The sequence below is a fragment of the Peptoclostridium litorale DSM 5388 genome (assembly GCF_900141635.1).
Taxonomy (GTDB): domain Bacteria; phylum Bacillota; class Clostridia; order Peptostreptococcales; family Peptostreptococcaceae; genus Peptoclostridium; species Peptoclostridium litorale.
Genome location: NZ_FSRH01000003.1, coordinates 238741 through 256064 on the forward strand (window position 1 = coordinate 238741; position 17324 = coordinate 256064).

A 17324-nucleotide genomic window follows, 5' to 3' on the forward strand; every position below is an offset into this window, starting at 1 on the left:
TGTTCAGATGTAACGTGGGAGATGATATGTTGAAATATAAAAATAAAATCATATTAGCTGTAACCACTGCAGTTTTTGGGATTTTAATTTTTGCTACTGCCTTATGGACTGGCAACAATGGATGTGGCGAAGAAAGCAATGTCATTTGCACTTCAAACGGTAAATTCGAAGTGGAAATTTTGGAAAACCATGCCCGCATGCTTTCGCAGGATGGAAAAACGGAAAGCATATACATGCCGGGAGAGGAAAAGAAGATATTCGACTACTGCATATCAAGTATAACTAATACTTTGGATGACAAACTCTTAATCATTACAGGGGATTCAGATGAATATTACGGAAATGAGCTGCAGGTCATAGGGATATCCCCTGACGGGGAAATATGCAAAGAACTTACAAAGAGCATGAAGGACATGAACCCGCATGATATAAATACCAGTGATGTAGACGGAGACGGGATATTTGAAATATCGATAACAATGTACAAAAAGACAAGATTTCACCCGGTTATGGCCGAGCGCCCTTATATTTATTACTGGAGTGAAGATTCAATAAATCCAATGTGGAGAGGTTCCCGCCTTTCAAGGCCTTTTAGTGAATATCTTTTTTACGACTTGGATGGAGACAAAAGAGAAGAACTTATTGCCATAGAGTATTTGGAAAACGGAAGCCAGCTTTTAAATGCATACTCATGGAAGGGGTTTGGATTTGAAAGCACTGCATACTCAACAGCATATGATGAGATTACAGGGCTTAAAAAGAGAGTGGATAAATCAGGAGCAAGCCGTCTGCTGGCTCAAATCGATGTAGATGGCAAGGCCGAATGGATTGAGGTTGAACATGGAGAAGAGGGAGTTTTGAAATTGCATGGCGAAAAGTGAACAATAAAAAAAGGACATGAATTTTATATTCATGTCCTTGATATGCTATATAGAATTATATGCTTACTATATTCTCAGCTTGAGGTCCTTTTGCACCTTGAGCTAGGTCGAAAGTAACTCTTTCGCCTTCTTCTAGTGTTTTGAAACCGTCTTTTTGAATTTGAGAGAAGTGTGCGAAAACATCTACTCCGTCTTCTCCTGTTATAAATCCAAATCCTTTGTCTGCATTAAACCATTTTACTGTACCGTTCATAGTCGATACCTCCAAATTTTATTTTTTCTTAAATCATTTCGTACAAAGTAAGTCAATTTAAAAATTTAGAGTTAATACGATTAATACCGACAAAATTCTAATTTTATTTTTAAATTCAAATATTTTCTACAAACTTTAATTAAGATTCTACCTAATAGTATCATATGATAGAAGATATAGCAAATGTTTTTATTAATATTTTTATTATTTTAAATTGTCTTGGTTTATTTGTCTGTTTTTATAAATGAGATTGTCACTTTTAAAAATAAGCTATTGCGGTATAACTATATTATCAAAGTATATATTTGACATGAATCGCATATTGAGGAGGGGTAACATGATAAGTAGAGGCAAGGGCTTAGCCTGTATGTGTCTGATTTTGGTAGCTATCGTGACGGCCACCGGCTGTGCCGAAAAAGACATACACAACGAAAATGCGCATGCCCAGAAGTCTTTGGTCAAGGATGGGACGAACGGGGGCAAGGCTGCAATAGCAGATGAAAAAAACAGCGGAGATTTGGTGAAGCTTTCGAATGTGGAAAAGGATTGGGCAAGGACTATCGATATTCCATTTGAAAAGACCCAGTTCACACCGTCCTTGAAACCCTATGCGGTCAAGGGAGACCTTTCAAACATAGCAAATCTGGACCAGTTTCCGCAGATGAGCACAATGCAAAGGGAAATGCTTGTGGAAAATGGTTTTTTTGTAAGGCCAACTCTTGAAGAGCAGCTGTTTTACATATACGAGCATAACGAGTACAAGAAGATCCCAACGTTTGTAACCACGGACTCGGTGCTTCAGGTATACCACGTGTTTTACGACTATTCGCTCAGGACACTCGAGAGCAAAAAGCTTCTGGACCAGGTCGAGGAGCTCACTGGCAATATGCTCCAAAAGTCCATTGAAATGCATAATAGGATTAAAGATGAGCAGGTGAAAGGTGCACTTCTTAAAAACATAGCGTTCTTTGGAACGGCAGAGCTGCTCCTCCAAAATGAGCTTCCATCTGGCATGCCTGAAAAGGCGAAGGCAATGGCAAAGAGTGAAGCCGATCAGATACTGTCCGAAGGAGGATTTGAAAGGTCAAACATATTCCCGTACCAGCTTGACTACAGCCAATACCGACCCAGGGGGCACTATACCAGAAGCGAGGACTTAAAAAGGTACTTCAAGGCCATGATGTGGTACGGACAGGCGCCATTCCCTCTATACAAGGACAAAGAGGAAAAGGAGCCCAATGTAGAGCAGACGCTTCAGGCTCTGCTTATAACTTATGCCTCTTTGACTGAACCTGATATTGAGTCCGATGACGAAAATGACTTTGAAAAATGGAAGAATATATACGAGCCAACATCGTTTTATGTAGGGGCTGCCGACGACTTGAACATCCGTCACTACAAAGACCTGCTCGTCGGTGTGTACGGAAGCCAGCCCGACATAGAAAGGCTGATTGACAGCAAAAAGCTGGACGAGCTTTTCAAAAAAGCAAAGTACCTCCCAAGCCCAAAGATACAGGCGAAATACACTTCCGTTGACACTCCTGTAGGGAAGCAGTTCAGGTTTATGGGCCAAAGGTATATACCTGATTCGGAAATAATACAAAACATGGTGGAACCACTTGCAAGGCCGATTCCAAATGGACTAGACGTAATGGCGGCGCTTGGCTCCTACAGGGCGTACAGCATTCTTACTGAATTCTATAACGAGGATACAAATTGGGACGGATACATCCCTGCACTTGAGAAGATGAAGCGTGAAATGGACAGTACTACAGAGAGCACATGGAAATCTAACATGTACTACGGCTGGCTGTGGACCCTAAAGGGATTTTTGACAGAATACGAAGAAGGGTATCCTTCATTCATGACAAACGAAGCCTGGACTGACAAAGCCCTTGGCACAGCACTTGGAAGCTGGTCTGAGCTAAAGCACGATACAGTTCTCTATGGAAAGCAAAGCGGAGCGGAATGCGGGGGAGGGGAAGAGCCTCCCCAGATAAAGGGATATGTGGAGCCGAGCATAGAGGTTTACGAAAAGCTCCTTTGGCTCAACAGGTATTCCAGGGCCAATCTTAAGGAAAGGGGCTTTTTGGACGGGACTGTCGAAAGCAGGCTTCAGGACTTTGACGATCTGCTGGAATTTCTTATAAGATGCTCGGTAAAAGAACTTGAGGGAGAAGAGCTTACATCGGACGAGTACTACCAACTTCTGACTTACGGAGGAATGCTCGAGTACTTGACAAGCTCATTTGCAGGTGACGGAGACGTTAGGTGGTTTGAAATAACTTCTGAAACGGACAAGAATATGGCTGTAATATCGGACGTACACACAGTGGCGCCAAACCAGTTCAGCCAGGGAGGTTATTTCGAGGTTGGGGTAGGGCCGGCTCATGAGATATACGTTGTGGTTCCCATTGGAGACAAGCTTTATATTACAAGAGGCGCGGTGTTTAGCTACCATGAGTTTTTAAATGAGGGCAAAAGGCTCACAGACGAGGAGTGGCAGGACATGATAAAGGAAGGCGAAAAGCCGAGTCAGCCCGAGTGGATGAAAAGATACATGGTGGAAGACGATCTTGAAATACCTGTTCCCGCAGAGCCTTATTCGTCGGGCTGCTAAATATGACAAAAGCTAATAAGAAAATCATTGTGTCGGTCTTAGCCCTCGTGACTATAGCCCTGTATGCATATTGTGAAAGCGGCAAAGCTACCGTAAGCATAGTGGGCGATATAATGCTTGACAGAGGGGTCGAGAGGGTTATGGACGAAAGAGGCTATGGGCATCCGTATGAAAAGGTCAGCAGAATATTCTTAGAAGACGACATAACACTTGGGAACCTGGAATGCCCTATAACCAGCATTGAAAACCCAGCGCTAAAGAGGCTGGACATAGTGTTTATGGCTGAGAAAGAAAATGCAAGGGAGCTTAAAAAGGCGGGGTTTGACGTTTTAAACCTCGCCAACAACCATTCAATGGATCAAAGGAATAATGGGCTTAAGGATACTATCGATATACTGAATTATCAAGGCATTAGCACTTTGGGAGCTGGGGAAAACAGGGAAAAGGCGAGGGCGCATGTGGTCAAAAAAATAAGGGGAGTGAGGATAGGAATTTTGGGATACTCGGTTTTTCCGCCGGAAGGTTTCATATTTAGCGAGGAGGACTATGACGTCGCAAGGATAGACGTTAAAAGCCTAAAGGACGAAGTTTCAATGGCGAAAGAGGATTGCGACTTTTTAATCATTACAGTACACTGGGGAAATGAATACGAAAATTATCCAAGTGAAATCCAAAGGGACCTGGCACATATGATGGTGGAAAGCGGCGCGGATTTGATTGTAGGCCACCATCCACATGTGATTCAGAGCGTGGAAAAGTACATGGACAAATACATATTCTACAGCATGGGTAATTTTGTGTTTGACAGGCAGGCCCCTAAGGGAACTGATATTTCTGCTATACTGCAGTTGGATATATCAAAAAACGGATGCGAAAACATAAAAATTATTCCTGTGAAAATAGAAAACGCCCAGCCGCGGCCTGCATATGGAGCTGAAAGGGACTATATATTCAAAAGGCTCATGATCTATTCGAATGGAATGGGGGCGCAAGGCGAGCTTGGAAAGTGGGCTGAGAGTCGATATTTTTGAAGAATGTGTGATAATAACATAATTTGCACTATAATTATTAGAATCATTTCCATTGTTATGTTATAATAATTTGGTGGATTATAAGCGATTCTATAGATTATTTATAAAGGAGTTTTTTGAAGAATATGATTAGTGCAAATAATGTAAGTTTGAGATACGGAGACAGGGTACTTTTTAAAGATGTAAACATCAAGTTCACTCACGGTAACTGCTACGGCGTTATAGGAGCCAACGGAGCAGGAAAGTCGACTTTCCTTAAGATACTTTCAGGTGAGATAGAGCCAAACACTGGAGACGTTTCAATAACTCCTGGCGAAAGATTTGCCGTTTTAAAGCAGGACCACTTCGAGTTTGACGAGTTCGACGTTTTGACTACTGTAATAAAGGGCCACGAGAGACTGTACCAGGTAATGCAGGAAAAGGACGCGCTTTACGCAAAGGAAGACTTTACGGAAGAAGACGGAATGAAGGCTGCAGATCTTGAGGGAGAGTTTGCGGAGCTTAACGGATGGGATGCAGAGGCAGAGGCTGCAATGCTTCTTATAGGCCTTGGAATAAACAGGGATGTTCACGAAAAGAAGATGAAAGAGCTTACGGGAGCTGAGAAGGTGAAGGTTCTTCTTGCTCAGGCCCTGTTCGGACATCCAGACATACTTCTTCTTGACGAGCCTACAAACCACCTTGACATAAAGTCTATAAACTGGCTTGAAAACTTTATAATGGACTACGAAAAGACTGTGATAGTAGTGTCTCACGACAGACACTTCCTTAACAAGGTGTGTACTAACATGGTTGACATAGACTTTAGCAAGATACAAATGTATGTTGGAAACTACGACTTCTGGTACGAGTCGAGCCAGCTTGCCCTTAAGATGATGAAGGACCAGAATAAAAAGACTGAGGAAAAGATAAAAGAGCTCCAAGATTTCATAGCAAGGTTCAGCTCTAATGCATCAAAGGCAAAGCAGGCGACTTCCCGTAAAAAGCAGCTTGACAAGCTTACACTAGACGACATAAAGCCTTCTTCAAGAAGATATCCTTTTGTAGGATTCACTCCTGAAAGAGAGGCTGGAAACGACCTTCTTCTTGTTGAAGGACTTACAAAGACTATAGACGGCGAAAAGGTTCTGGACAATGTCAGCTTCATAGTGAACAAAGCCGACAAGATTGCCTTCGTAGGAAAAAATGAAATCGCAAAGACTGTCCTTTTGAAGATACTGATGGGAGAAATGGAAGCTGACAGCGGAAACTTCAAATGGGGAGTCACTACTTCTCAGGCATATCTTCCAAACGACAATACTGAGTTTTTCGAAGGTGTGGATTACAGCCTTGTGGACTGGCTTAGACAGTTTTCAGAAGAAAAGTCTGAAAGCTTCATAAGAGGGTTCCTTGGAAGGATGCTTTTCTCTGGAGAAGAGGTTCTTAAAAAGGCGAGCGTTCTTTCAGGAGGAGAGAAGGTAAGATGCATGCTTTCGAGAATGATGCTTTCAAGCGCAAACGTGCTTCTTCTTGACGAGCCGACAAACCACCTTGACCTTGAGTCTATAACGGCTGTAAACAACGGTCTTATAAGCTTCAAGGGGACAATACTTTTCACATCTCACGACCACCAGTTTGTTCAAACTGTTGCTAACAGGATAATAGAGATCACTCCTAAGGGTGTAGTAGATAAGTGTATGACTTACGACGAGTACCTTGAGGATGATGCTCTTCAAAGCGAAATAGCAAAGATGTACAAGTAATCATGAAAACGAATAACTAAATACAGATAAATGGACGGTGCTGCTTGAATGCGGCACCGTCTTTTGCTATATGATCATTTTTGTGTAGGTTTTATTGGAATTTGTATTTCTGTAATGTATTTCGATTCGTCGGAAATCGTCCAGGCGTCTATCATCGGATGTTAAAACGCTTGAAATCACCAGCCACGGGCTGAAGCTATTTGCGTGGAGCCTTTTGGCGTGCGGTGTTAACATTTTGGGATCGGGATTTTTCACTGCCATTGACAACGGAAGGATATCTGCAGTAATATCCATAATATGAATTTTAAATCAATATCTCTGTGCACCGTGTTCACTTCAAAATATTGAACAACTAAGCTGCTAACAAGCAGTGTTATTGCTAAAATTTTTAATGTTTTCATATGAAATCCTCCGATTTTGAGTACCTTAGAAAGCAGTTTTTCCTTTAACAAAATCATACTGTTTATTTGCATTGGCAGGTAGGTTATGCTATCAAATTTAAGTTTATTATAAGGTTTAACCGGCGATAAATTAGTGATACGCCAGGTATCATATGATAAAATAGGTAATGTATCAACTGCATAAATTTTGAAAGGATGTGATAGTCATGAGGATGACAATAGCAAATATAAAGGGAGAATATACTCAACTTTAATGTAATCGCTATATTCTCTCTATATGGCTGCCAAGGGCAAATCAAAAGTGAAAACTTAAAGGAGAGAATAACAAGAGAATATGGAAACGACAATAAAGATAGTTAAAAGAGAAAAGTCTTGGATTGAAAGCAGCGCAATAGAGCAGCTTGAAAGCGTGGCGAAACTTGGCGGAATGGTTAGGGCTGTAGGCCTTCCGGACATTCATGTGGGAAAGACCCCTGTGGGTGCGGCATTTGTTACAAAGGGGATAGTATACCCCCATATAATAGGGAATGATGTAGGCTGCGGAATGTCTCTCTTTTCAACGGGGATTGCAAGGAAGAAATTCAAGGTTTCAAAGGTGGTCAAAAAGCTTGAAAAACTCCAGCTGGATGCCATGGAACCTTGCTGTGAAATAATACCGGAGCTTGAAGATATTGATGAACAGTTTAAAAGAAAGCTCGGGACAATAGGCAGCGGCAACCACTTTGCCGAGTTTCAGGAAATATGCGAAGTGCACGACAATGACGAGCTTTCAAAGCTCGGAATAAAAAGGGGCGAAGTGTATCTGCTGGTTCACAGCGGATCAAGAAGCTACGGAGAGCACATACTCAGAAAACACATTGAAAAGAACATGGGCGGCAAAGGGCTTTTGCAGGGAATCGAAGGCTTCAATGAGTACATGGATGACCACAAAAGGGCAGTATTTTTTGCCATGGGAAACAGGATGATTGTGGCTAGCAGTGTGTGCAATCATATAGGTACAAGCGAGAGCAGACTTATTTTAAACAGCGTTCATAACGGCGTGAGCTCATATAGAGACGAATTCGGAGAAGAGCTTTTCATACACAGGAAAGGGGCCGCCCCATCAGACGTGGGGTGCATAGTGGTTGCAGGATCAAGGGGCAGCAAGTCATATATAGTGAAGCCTTCGGAAAACCTTAGTGACTACGCTTTTTCGATATCCCACGGTGCAGGGAGAAAATGGTCGCGCTTTTCATGCAAGGAGAGGCTTGAAAACGTCATTTCCAAAAGGGCAGTGAGGGGCGGGGATGTAGGGAGCAATATTGTATGCAGCGACAAGAAGCTCATTTACGAAGAGGCTCCCCAGGCGTACAAGGACATTGAAAGGGTGATAGAGGACATGCTCCATGAGAATATGATAACTCTTGTGGCAAGCCTTAATCCTCTTGTCACCTACAAGGGTTAGCATCATGTGGGTACAGATAAGCGCAGGGCTTGCGCCAGTGGAATGCTGTAGCTTCGTATATCTCTATACGAAGCTTTTGAAAAAAGAATGCATGCAAAGGGGAATAGAAGTGGAAGTTCTCGACTACTCAAAAGGTTATAAAAAGGACACGTTCAAGTCCGTGTTTTTGAGGCTAAGGGGAGATCAATTCAAAGAGATATAAATAGCAAGTTTCAATACAAAGATTGACAACACCTTTTTATAATAATATAATCTTTATTATAGACAATTTTTTAAATGGAAAGACATTGATGGGAAGAGTAGGTGCATTTGCCTGGCAAAGCGAGTCGATTATGGTGTGAGTTCGACCCTGGCACAGCAGTTGAAGAACATCCCGGAGTCTCCACCCGAACACGCGCCTCATACTTGTGAGGTAGCTGTAGAGTAGGCCTGGACGCCTTATCAGCGTTAAATGATATCCGAGTGTATGTGCGCATTTGCACATTGAAATTGGGTGGTACCGCGAAATACAGCTTTCGTCCCTTTGTTGAGGATGGAGGCTTTTTTTATTGCCTGAATATACACCGTCAAAACAAATAAGATCAATATATAAAGGAGGAGTTATGCAATGGTTTTAGTAAAAACTATGTATAGAAACCCGAAAGAATATATAGACAAGGAAGTTACAATATCGGGATGGGTAAGAACAATAAGATCTTCTAAAAATGTAGGGTTCATAGAGATCAACGATGGAAGCTTTTTCAAAAACATACAGGTTGTTTTTGACAGCTCACTTGAAAACTTCGCTGAAATAGGAAAGCTTGCTATAAGCTCTTCTATAAAGGTGGAAGGACTTTTAGTTGAGACTCCAAACTCTAAACAGCCTTTTGAAATACAGGCGAAGGCTGTAACTATTGAGGGAATGTCAAACTCTGACTATCCTCTTCAAAAGAAAAGACACACTCTTGAATACCTTAGAACAATAGCTCACCTCAGGCCAAGAAGCAACACATTCTCGGCGGTGTTCAGGGTAAGGTCGGTAGCGGCTCACGCTATACACAAGTTCTTCCAGGACAGAGGATTCGTATACGTTCACACTCCGATAATAACAAGCAGCGACTGCGAGGGTGCGGGAGAGATGTTCAGGGTTACAACTCTTGACATGAAAAACCCTCCTGTGACTGAAGAAGGAAAAATCGACTATTCAAACGACTTCTTCGGAAAAGAGGCGAGCCTTACGGTTAGCGGACAGCTTGAGGGAGAGATATTCGCTCTTGCTTTCAGAAACATATACACATTCGGACCTACTTTCAGGGCTGAAAACTCGAACACGGCAAGACACGCATCAGAGTTTTGGATGATAGAGCCAGAGATAGCTTTTGCAGAGCTTGTGGACAACATGGACCTTGCTGAAGACATGATAAAATATGTTATAAACGATGTGCTTGAAAACGCTCCAGAGGAAATAGCATTCTTCAACTCTTTCATAGACAAGGGGCTTCTTGACAGGCTGAACAACATAGTGAATTCTGACTTTGAGAGAGTGACATATACAAAGGCAATAGAGATACTGCAAAGTTCTGGGCACAAATTCGACTACCCAGTAGAGTGGGGAATGGACCTTCAGACAGAGCACGAAAGATATATAACAGAAAAAGTCTTCAACAAGCCGGTATTCGTAACTGACTATCCAGCTGAAATAAAGGCATTCTACATGAGACTCAACGAAGACGGCAAGACTGTTGCTGCGATGGACCTTCTTGTTCCTGGAGTGGGGGAGATAATAGGGGGAAGCCAGAGAGAGGAAAGGCACGATGTTCTTGTTGAAAAGATAGAGAATATGGGCCTTTCAAAAGAGGACTACTGGTGGTACCTTGAGCTTAGAAAATACGGAGAGACTAAGCACTCAGGCTTTGGACTTGGATTTGAAAGACTTATAATGTACCTTACTGGAATGGCAAACATTAGAGACGTGCTTCCATTCCCAAGGACTCCGGGTTCTGCAGAGTTCTAAGGAAAGGCATAACTAAAAAATGAACTCGGTCGATGGAGTTTAATAATCGATAAAAAGAGAGCCTTTTGCAATTTGAAAAGGCTCTCTTTAATTGGTAGGTCAACAGTCTTAAGGGTCGTTTTCAAACGACCCTTATTTATTTTTGCAAAAAAGTGCTAAAATGACTGCAAAATCTCTTTTATTTTTGCGAATACGGCATTTGCAAGCTTGTCGTGATATTGAGGTTCAAGATGCTCCCCGTCTATAGAGCTTGACTTTACTATCCCGCCGGCATCAAGAAGATGGCACTGGTTATTTAGAATATTTGTAAATTGAACAGGAAAATCAAGGCTTTTTCTTCTGCCTCCTATAGTTACGGAGTCTTCTGTGTCTATGCACTCTGTGGGAGGGGGAATGACAACCAGGACATGCGGGGATTTTGAATCACGTCCTGTGCAGCTTGTCTTTACGATGTCGACAAGCATCTCCACTCCTTGGGCGATGTCTACGGCCTCTAAAGAAAACCTGTGCTTCAAATCGTTAGTCCCGAGCATTATAACTATGACATCCACGGGCTTGTGAGAATGCAGGCATGGAAGCAGGTATTTCTTGCCGTTTTTATACTCTCCGCCCACGGGATCATCCCAAACCGTAGTACGTCCGGGGAGTCCCTCGGCGATTACATCGAATTCATTTCCAAGCTTTCTTTGCAAAATTGTGGGCCAGCGCATTTCTTTGGGATATCTGCGCGCGGTATGGGGATTCCACCCCCATGTGTTAGAGTCGCCATAGCAAAGAATTGTTTTCATATAGATCCCCTCCCTTGGAATAAAGTAAAAACTACAAGCTGTATCATTTTGTCAAGCGGTGAAGAATTTGAAATATAATTGTAATTATAGGCATAAATAAAATTTTTAATCAATGAATATATTTGACTCATTGAAAGGAAAAGCGGTTCATGCATAGCGAATAAGCACGAATTTGAATGGATCGATTAATAAATTCTATAAATATGGGTATACCTTTTACTGCTGCTTTTTTATTTTTAAGAAGTTTGCATCATAGTTTTATTGGGAGGAACTCGTTATGCGGGACAAGAATGTGCAGTATTTTAACTGGGGAACTATAAAGTGGATATACTCTCCTGAATTTGACAAGTCCATGAACTCCATGTACATGGGTCTTACAACGATATTGCCGGGCAAAAATCAAAGCCAGCACAGGCACTATGGAGAGGAGCAGTTTCTATATGTGATATCGGGAAAAGGGGTTCAGTACATCGATGGCAGGCGGGTGGAAATGAAGCCTGGGCTGTTTTTCCACATAGAGGCCGGAGCGTTGCATGAAAGCTATAACAACGGGTGTGAACCTCTTATACATATATTGATTTCGATACCGGTTTATTACAATGTAGATCTTTACAATGCCTATGGGCGGTGTAAAGAGGTTTCTCAAGACTGTTTCAGTCTTGAAAGCATTAAAGATCAAATACAAAGCATGCTGGATAGTACGGTTTTTCCGCTAAGGATGACGATTTCAGTTTTCGATTCGGATAATACACCTCTTGTACTTGCGAAAAATTACCCCCTGGCCTGTATTGAAAAATGTAGCATAGATAAGAAAATATATAACTGCAAGCTGTATACAGGCTACAATAAAAAGCAATTCTTTGCAGAAAATACGAATCACACAGCGTATCTATGTGAGAATGGCGTGGAGGTTTATAAAATTCCTATAGTTGTAAATGGAAGCGTAGCCGGGTATCTGCAGGGCGGGCACCTCATGAAAAACACGGGCAAGAGGAGATATGGAGACAAAGCTGATTACTACGAATCCCCGCAAAGCACATCAGGGGCCGTAATTCGATTTATGAGACAGATTGCTTCAAATATAGCTCGTATATATTCTGAGGAAGACAGGCGCGTTTTGGAAGGGAGCCTAAAGGTTAAAACAGAAAAGCTTTTAAGTATACAAATAAATAACCATTTTTTATTTAACACATTCAACGCAATAGCGTCTCTTGCGCTTAGGGAAAATGCTTTCAATACCTATCAGTCAGTAATAAGTCTTTCGAATCTATTTAGGCATCAGCTTAAAAGAAAATCGAGCTTTGGGACTATAAAAGATGAAATCGAATATTTGACAAACTATGTGGATTTGCAAAAACTCAGATTTGGGGATGAACTCAAGTTTGATATTTCGATTGAAAATGGGCTGGACGAATTTTTGATACCCGTTAATGTTTTGCAGCCTCTGGTTGAAAACTCAATAAACCATGGATTTGAAAACAATAGGGAGAATATGAGAATTAATCTAAATGTATCGCATGAGAATGATGAAATAACAATGGAGATTAAAGACAACGGAGAAGGAATGGATGAGCGGGAGGTTAAATTTCTTTTAGAGCAGATAAAAAGCAAGGGAAGGCATGAATTTAGCGGTATAATGATGATTTATTCCAAACTGGAGCTTTTTTTTAGAGGCAAATTCAAATTCGACATTGTAAGTTTTAAAAATAAAGGAACGGATATTATTATTTCGTTTCCCGCCGAAAGAAAATTATAGGGGGTGGCTTGGTTGAAAAAGGCTTTAATTGCTGACGACGAGAAGCTGTGTGCTGAAATAATAGAACACCTTATACAAAAGTGCGAACTGCCTATTGAGATAATAGGAAAAGCCTACTCGGGAGACAGTGCACTGAACATGATTTTGGAAATGAGACCCGATATAGTGTTTATGGATGTCAGGATGCCGGTCATGAGCGGGCTTGAAGTCATTAAAAAAGCCCAGGCAGAGGAAAAAAACAATACGGAATTCATTGTGGTTACAGCATATAATTACTTTGAATATGCTCAAACGGCGCTGAGACTGGGAGCTAAAGACATAATACTAAAGCCGGTGGATCATGAAAAGTTCACGGAAGCTGTAAAGCGTGTTATCGGCTACAAATACACCCCGAATCAATTGATGAACGAGATGGCGGACTATATAGACAAAAATTATGCGAAAGAGCTGACTTTGAATGGATTTTCGGAAGAATTTTACCTTAGTCCGGCGCACATAACGAGGCTTTTTAAAAAATACATGGGCTTGAGCTTTATCGCATACCTTAATTCGATAAGGATAAAAAGGTCTCAAAGGCTTTTACTGGATTCTGAGCATTCGATAAATGCAATATCGGAAATGGTAGGCTACCAAAATTCGAATTATTTTTATAGGAAATTCAAGGAATTCACAGGAGTGACTCCGGGAGAATATAAGGTCAAGAAAGATGTGTTTTAATAAAAAGTACAGCGGCTACAGCTGCTGTACTTTTTCGCTCTATAGAATCAGCCGCTAGACATGATGCTTTTATTGCCTGTATTTCTCAAAATTCCAAAATTATTAAAAAACAGATGTATATTGTTCGATTTGTATAATTTTAAATCAAATTAGTTAATTTTAGAAAATTCAGAAAAATGAGACAATGTAAATGTAAACGATTATGCATTTGGTTATTTGGAATTGAAAATAAATTGTTGGGAGGGGTTACAATGCTTAAGACGGTGAGAAATACAGACAAGGAGTTATATGAAATAATAAAAGAAGAACTAGCTCGACAAAGAACGGGGATAGAGATGATAGCATCTGAAAATTTTGTGCCAGCTGAGATACTCGAGCTTCAGGGAAGCATACTTACAAACAAGACGGCAGAAGGGTCTCCTGGGAAAAGATACCATGCTGGATGCGGCGTTATAGACAAGTCTGAGATACTTGGAATAGAAAGAGCCAAAAAATGCTTCGGAGCAGGTCACGCCAATATTCAGCCTAACGGAGGATCGAGCGCCAATGAATGCGTATACACGGCTGTGCTAAAGCCGGGAGATACGGTTTTAGCGATGGATCTTGCGATGGGAGGGCATTTGTCTCATGGCCACAAGATCAACTTTTCGGGAAGAACATATAAATTCATACACTATGGATCAAAAAAAGACACGGAGACTATAGACTATGACCAGGTGGAAAGGCTTGCAAAAGAGCACAGGCCAAAGCTTATAGTAGCAGGGGCGAGTTCGTATCCCAGATTTATAGATTATGAGAGATTTTCTGAAATTGCAAAATCGGTAGATGCATATTTTCTGGTTGACATGGCGCATGTCGCAGGACTTGTCGCGGGAGGAGTGCATCCGAATCCTGTTCCTCATGCAGACTTTGTAACGGCAACTACAACGAAAACGCTAAAAGGAGCAAGGGGAGGATTTATACTCTGCAAGAAAGAATATGCAGATAAAATTGACAAAGCAGTATTTCCTGGGGTTCAAGGCGGTCCTATACTCCAAACTATGGCTGCGAAGGCATTCACGTTCAAGATTGCAATGTCGGATGAATTCAAGGAGTATGCAAAGCAGGTGATCGCGAATGCAAAAACTCTAGCCAATGAACTTGAAAACAGGGGATTTAGAATTGTCTCGGGAGGCACTGACAACCACATAGTTCTTGTGGATGTGCGCTCGAAAGGCCTTACAGGGGCGGAGCTTGATCAGGCTCTTGAATATGCGGGAATAACTGTGAATAAAAACATGATTCCATTTGACCCGAGTTCACCTATGGTGACAAGCGGAGTGAGAATAGGAACAGCGGCTATGACCTCTAGAGGAATGAAGGAAGCTGAAATGGTTGAAATAGCAAAACTTATAGGCATGGTTGCACAAAACATAGACAACAAGGCTGTTTTAGACGACGTCAAAGAGCGAGCAGTGGCAATGTCCAAAAAATTCCCTTTGTATAAGGATTATATAGAGGAATAAGAACATTTTGATTTAAAGGGCCGTATTTGCGGACAAAACAGATCTGCAAATATGGCTGTCTCACTATTTTAAACTGTCGTTGAAAAGGGGGGAATTCTATGCTTAAGCTGGTTGGTTTTTTGAACGGTATAATCTGGAGTAAAGCTCTTATTTATCTTTGTCTTGGTACCGGAGTGTATTTTTCTATCAAAATGAGATTTCTGCAGGTGCGTCATTTTAAACACATGTTCAATCTTCTGGTAGGGGAAAAGGGGTCTGATAAAGGGGTGTCCTCGTTCCAAGCTCTTGCGATATCCGTCTCAGGACGTGTTGGAACCGGCAACATAGCCGGGGTTGCAACTGCTATTGCACTTGGCGGTCCGGGGTCCATATTTTGGATGTGGACTATAGCATTTTTGGGTGCGGGCTCGGCATTTGTCGAATCGGCGCTGGCGCAGGTTTACAAGAAAGAGCACAATGGAGAATACAGAGGAGGTCCAGCATACTATATAGAAAAGGGACTGGGAATAAACTGGTATGCAATGCTTTTTGCAATTGCGACGTTTATTGCGCTTGGAATGCTTCTTCCTGGAACTCAGTCTAACAGCATTGCTCTTGCAATGGAAAATGCGTATGGAATAAATCCATATATAAGCGGCGCAGTCTTAATTGTAGCTTTTGCAATGGTAATATTCGGCGGAGTAAAGAGAATCGGAAAAGTCGCTGAAATAGTCGCTCCGTTTATGGCAACGGGATACATTATAGTCGCACTTTTGATAATATTTATGAACATAACAAAACTTCCTGCTGTAATAGCGCTGATATTCAAAAGTGCTTTTGCAGTACATCCTGTATTTGGAGGGATAATAGGGATGGCCATATCTTGGGGTGTAAAACGTGGTATATTTTCAAATGAAGCAGGACAAGGTACGGGAGCGCACCCTGCAGCAGCTGCGGAAGTTTCGCATCCGGCCAAGCAGGGGCTTGTCCAAGCTTTTTCGGTATATATAGATACCTTGTTTGTATGTTCCGCCACAGCATTCATGATACTGATAACGGGCATGTATAATGTTGAAAATTCCGCCGGAGGATTTTTGGTAAACAACCTTCCCGGGGTAGGAATAGGACCGGAGTATACGCAATTGGCTGTCGAATCTGTATTCCCGGCTTTCGGAAGCGGGTTTGTAGCAATTTCACTTTCGCTTTTCGCATTTACATCCCTTCTCGCATTTTATTACAATGCCGAAACAAATGCCGTATACCTTGAAGAAAAGCTGAATGTCAAAGGACTTGTAATGGCTCTTAGAGTGATCATAGTTGCAGCTACGTTTTATGGGGCCATAAAGACTGCCACACTGGCATGGGGGCTTGCGGATATAGGAGTCGGAATGATGGCGTGGATTAATATTATTGCAATACTCCTGCTTAGAAAACCGGCGTTCAAGGTGCTGAAAGACTACGAAAGCCAGCTCAAGGCCGGAAAAGAGCCTGTGTTTGATCCTGTCGAACTAGGAATTGAAAACGCAGAGTTTTGGATTTCGGCTAAACCATCGGAAGAAAAAACAGCTGAATAAAAGTATAGGTAAGACATGTGCGGGAAACCTGTTTGCAATTAAAATGAAACAGTTGTAAAATATTGAATTGTAAACAGGTTTCCTTAAATAAACTATGGGCAACCTGAAAATCCGTGACGATAAAAAATATTTTGACACACAAAAGCTTGGGGGATTTTAGATGGGCATAGACAAGGTTAAAAATTTTTTTGAGGAAAAGGGTATTGAATGCAATATGGTGTTAAGTGAAGAGAGCACAGCTACAGCGCATGAGGCTGCAGCCGCAATGGGCGTAAGCGTGAGCCAGATTGCAAAGACTATAGCATGCGATGTGCGAGAAAAGGTGGTTTTAATTGTAGCGGGAGGCGATTCCAGGATAGATACTAAAAAATTTAGAGCAGTTTTTGAAAAAAGACCGGTATTGCTAAAACCGGAAGAAGTATACAGGGTGACAGGTTATGCAATCGGAGGGGTGTGCCCTTTCGGCGTTGAAAATTCGCTGGATATATATATGGATGTCAATTTAAAGAGCCATGAGTTCATATACCCGGGTGCAGGCAAATCTAATGCCATGATCAAGATAACTCCACGGCAGCTTCAAGAAATAACGGGAGCAGAGTGGATTGACGTAGCCAAATAAAATAATTCACATATTACCGGC

Annotated in this window: 14 protein-coding genes and 1 other annotated feature; of the genes, 12 read left to right on the top strand and 2 right to left on the bottom strand. The window is 41.7% G+C overall.

Annotated features, from left to right (window positions below):
• Positions 1-29: 29 nt before the first annotated feature.
• On the top strand, positions 30-881 hold the full coding sequence (locus tag BUQ87_RS04360) for a hypothetical protein (RefSeq protein ID WP_052636440.1): 852 nt from the start codon (positions 30-32) through the stop codon (positions 879-881).
• A gap of 55 nt (positions 882-936) precedes the next feature.
• Here BUQ87_RS04360 and BUQ87_RS04365 read toward each other — a convergent pair whose 3' ends face one another.
• Complete coding sequence (locus tag BUQ87_RS04365) at positions 937-1134, bottom strand: cold-shock protein (RefSeq protein ID WP_038268207.1); 198 nt, start codon at positions 1132-1134, stop codon at positions 937-939.
• Between the two features lie 337 nt (positions 1135-1471).
• On the opposite strand from BUQ87_RS04365, the gene BUQ87_RS04370 reads away from it, so the two are divergent.
• The 6 genes from BUQ87_RS04370 (at position 1472) to asnS (ending at position 10365) form a co-directional block, all read left to right on the top strand.
• Positions 1472-3754, top strand: coding sequence for a DUF3160 domain-containing protein (locus BUQ87_RS04370; protein WP_038268210.1), 2283 nt, complete (start codon positions 1472-1474; stop codon positions 3752-3754).
• Between the two features lie 29 nt (positions 3755-3783).
• Positions 3784-4785, top strand: coding sequence for a CapA family protein (locus BUQ87_RS04375; protein ID WP_159434265.1), 1002 nt, complete (start codon positions 3784-3786; stop codon positions 4783-4785).
• Positions 4786-4910: 125 nt separating this feature from the next.
• Entirely contained in the window at positions 4911-6527 is a 1617-nt protein-coding gene (locus BUQ87_RS04380) for an ABC-F family ATP-binding cassette domain-containing protein (RefSeq protein ID WP_038268213.1), read from the top strand.
• Positions 6528-7262: 735 nt separating this feature from the next.
• Complete coding sequence (locus tag BUQ87_RS04385; protein ID WP_038268216.1) at positions 7263-8372, top strand: RNA ligase RtcB family protein; 1110 nt, start codon at positions 7263-7265, stop codon at positions 8370-8372.
• Positions 8373-8376: 4 nt separating this feature from the next.
• Positions 8377-8574: a hypothetical protein gene (locus BUQ87_RS04390; RefSeq protein WP_052636444.1), complete on the top strand. Its 198-nt coding sequence runs from the start codon at positions 8377-8379 to the stop codon at positions 8572-8574.
• A gap of 76 nt (positions 8575-8650) precedes the next feature.
• Positions 8651-8898: a binding site (T-box leader), on the top strand.
• An 81-nt stretch (positions 8899-8979) separates the two neighbouring features.
• Complete coding sequence (gene asnS, locus BUQ87_RS04395; RefSeq protein ID WP_038268219.1) at positions 8980-10365, top strand: asparagine--tRNA ligase; 1386 nt, start codon at positions 8980-8982, stop codon at positions 10363-10365.
• Between the two features lie 155 nt (positions 10366-10520).
• Here the strand turns inward: asnS and BUQ87_RS04400 are convergent, their stop codons facing one another.
• Positions 10521-11153, bottom strand: a complete 633-nt coding sequence (locus BUQ87_RS04400) for an SGNH/GDSL hydrolase family protein (RefSeq protein WP_038268222.1) — start codon at positions 11151-11153, stop codon at positions 10521-10523.
• A gap of 277 nt (positions 11154-11430) precedes the next feature.
• On the opposite strand from BUQ87_RS04400, the gene BUQ87_RS04405 reads away from it, so the two are divergent.
• The 5 genes from BUQ87_RS04405 (at position 11431) to BUQ87_RS04425 (ending at position 17303) form a co-directional block, all read left to right on the top strand.
• Positions 11431-12909, top strand: coding sequence for a histidine kinase (locus BUQ87_RS04405; RefSeq protein WP_038268225.1), 1479 nt, complete (start codon positions 11431-11433; stop codon positions 12907-12909).
• 12 nt (positions 12910-12921) lie between these two features.
• The gene (locus BUQ87_RS04410; protein ID WP_038268227.1) at positions 12922-13626 is read left to right on the top strand and encodes a response regulator transcription factor; all 705 of its coding nucleotides are present in this window, start codon (positions 12922-12924) and stop codon (positions 13624-13626) included.
• A gap of 251 nt (positions 13627-13877) precedes the next feature.
• The gene (locus BUQ87_RS04415; protein WP_038268230.1) at positions 13878-15131 is read left to right on the top strand and encodes a serine hydroxymethyltransferase; all 1254 of its coding nucleotides are present in this window, start codon (positions 13878-13880) and stop codon (positions 15129-15131) included.
• Between the two features lie 98 nt (positions 15132-15229).
• Positions 15230-16684 (top strand): alanine/glycine:cation symporter family protein, encoded by a 1455-nt coding sequence (locus BUQ87_RS04420; protein ID WP_038268234.1) that lies wholly within the window; start codon positions 15230-15232, stop codon positions 16682-16684.
• 160 nt (positions 16685-16844) lie between these two features.
• A complete protein-coding gene (locus BUQ87_RS04425; protein ID WP_038268237.1) occupies positions 16845-17303 on the top strand; it encodes a YbaK/EbsC family protein in 459 nt (152 codons plus the stop codon).
• The last annotated feature ends 21 nt before the right edge of the window (positions 17304-17324 follow it).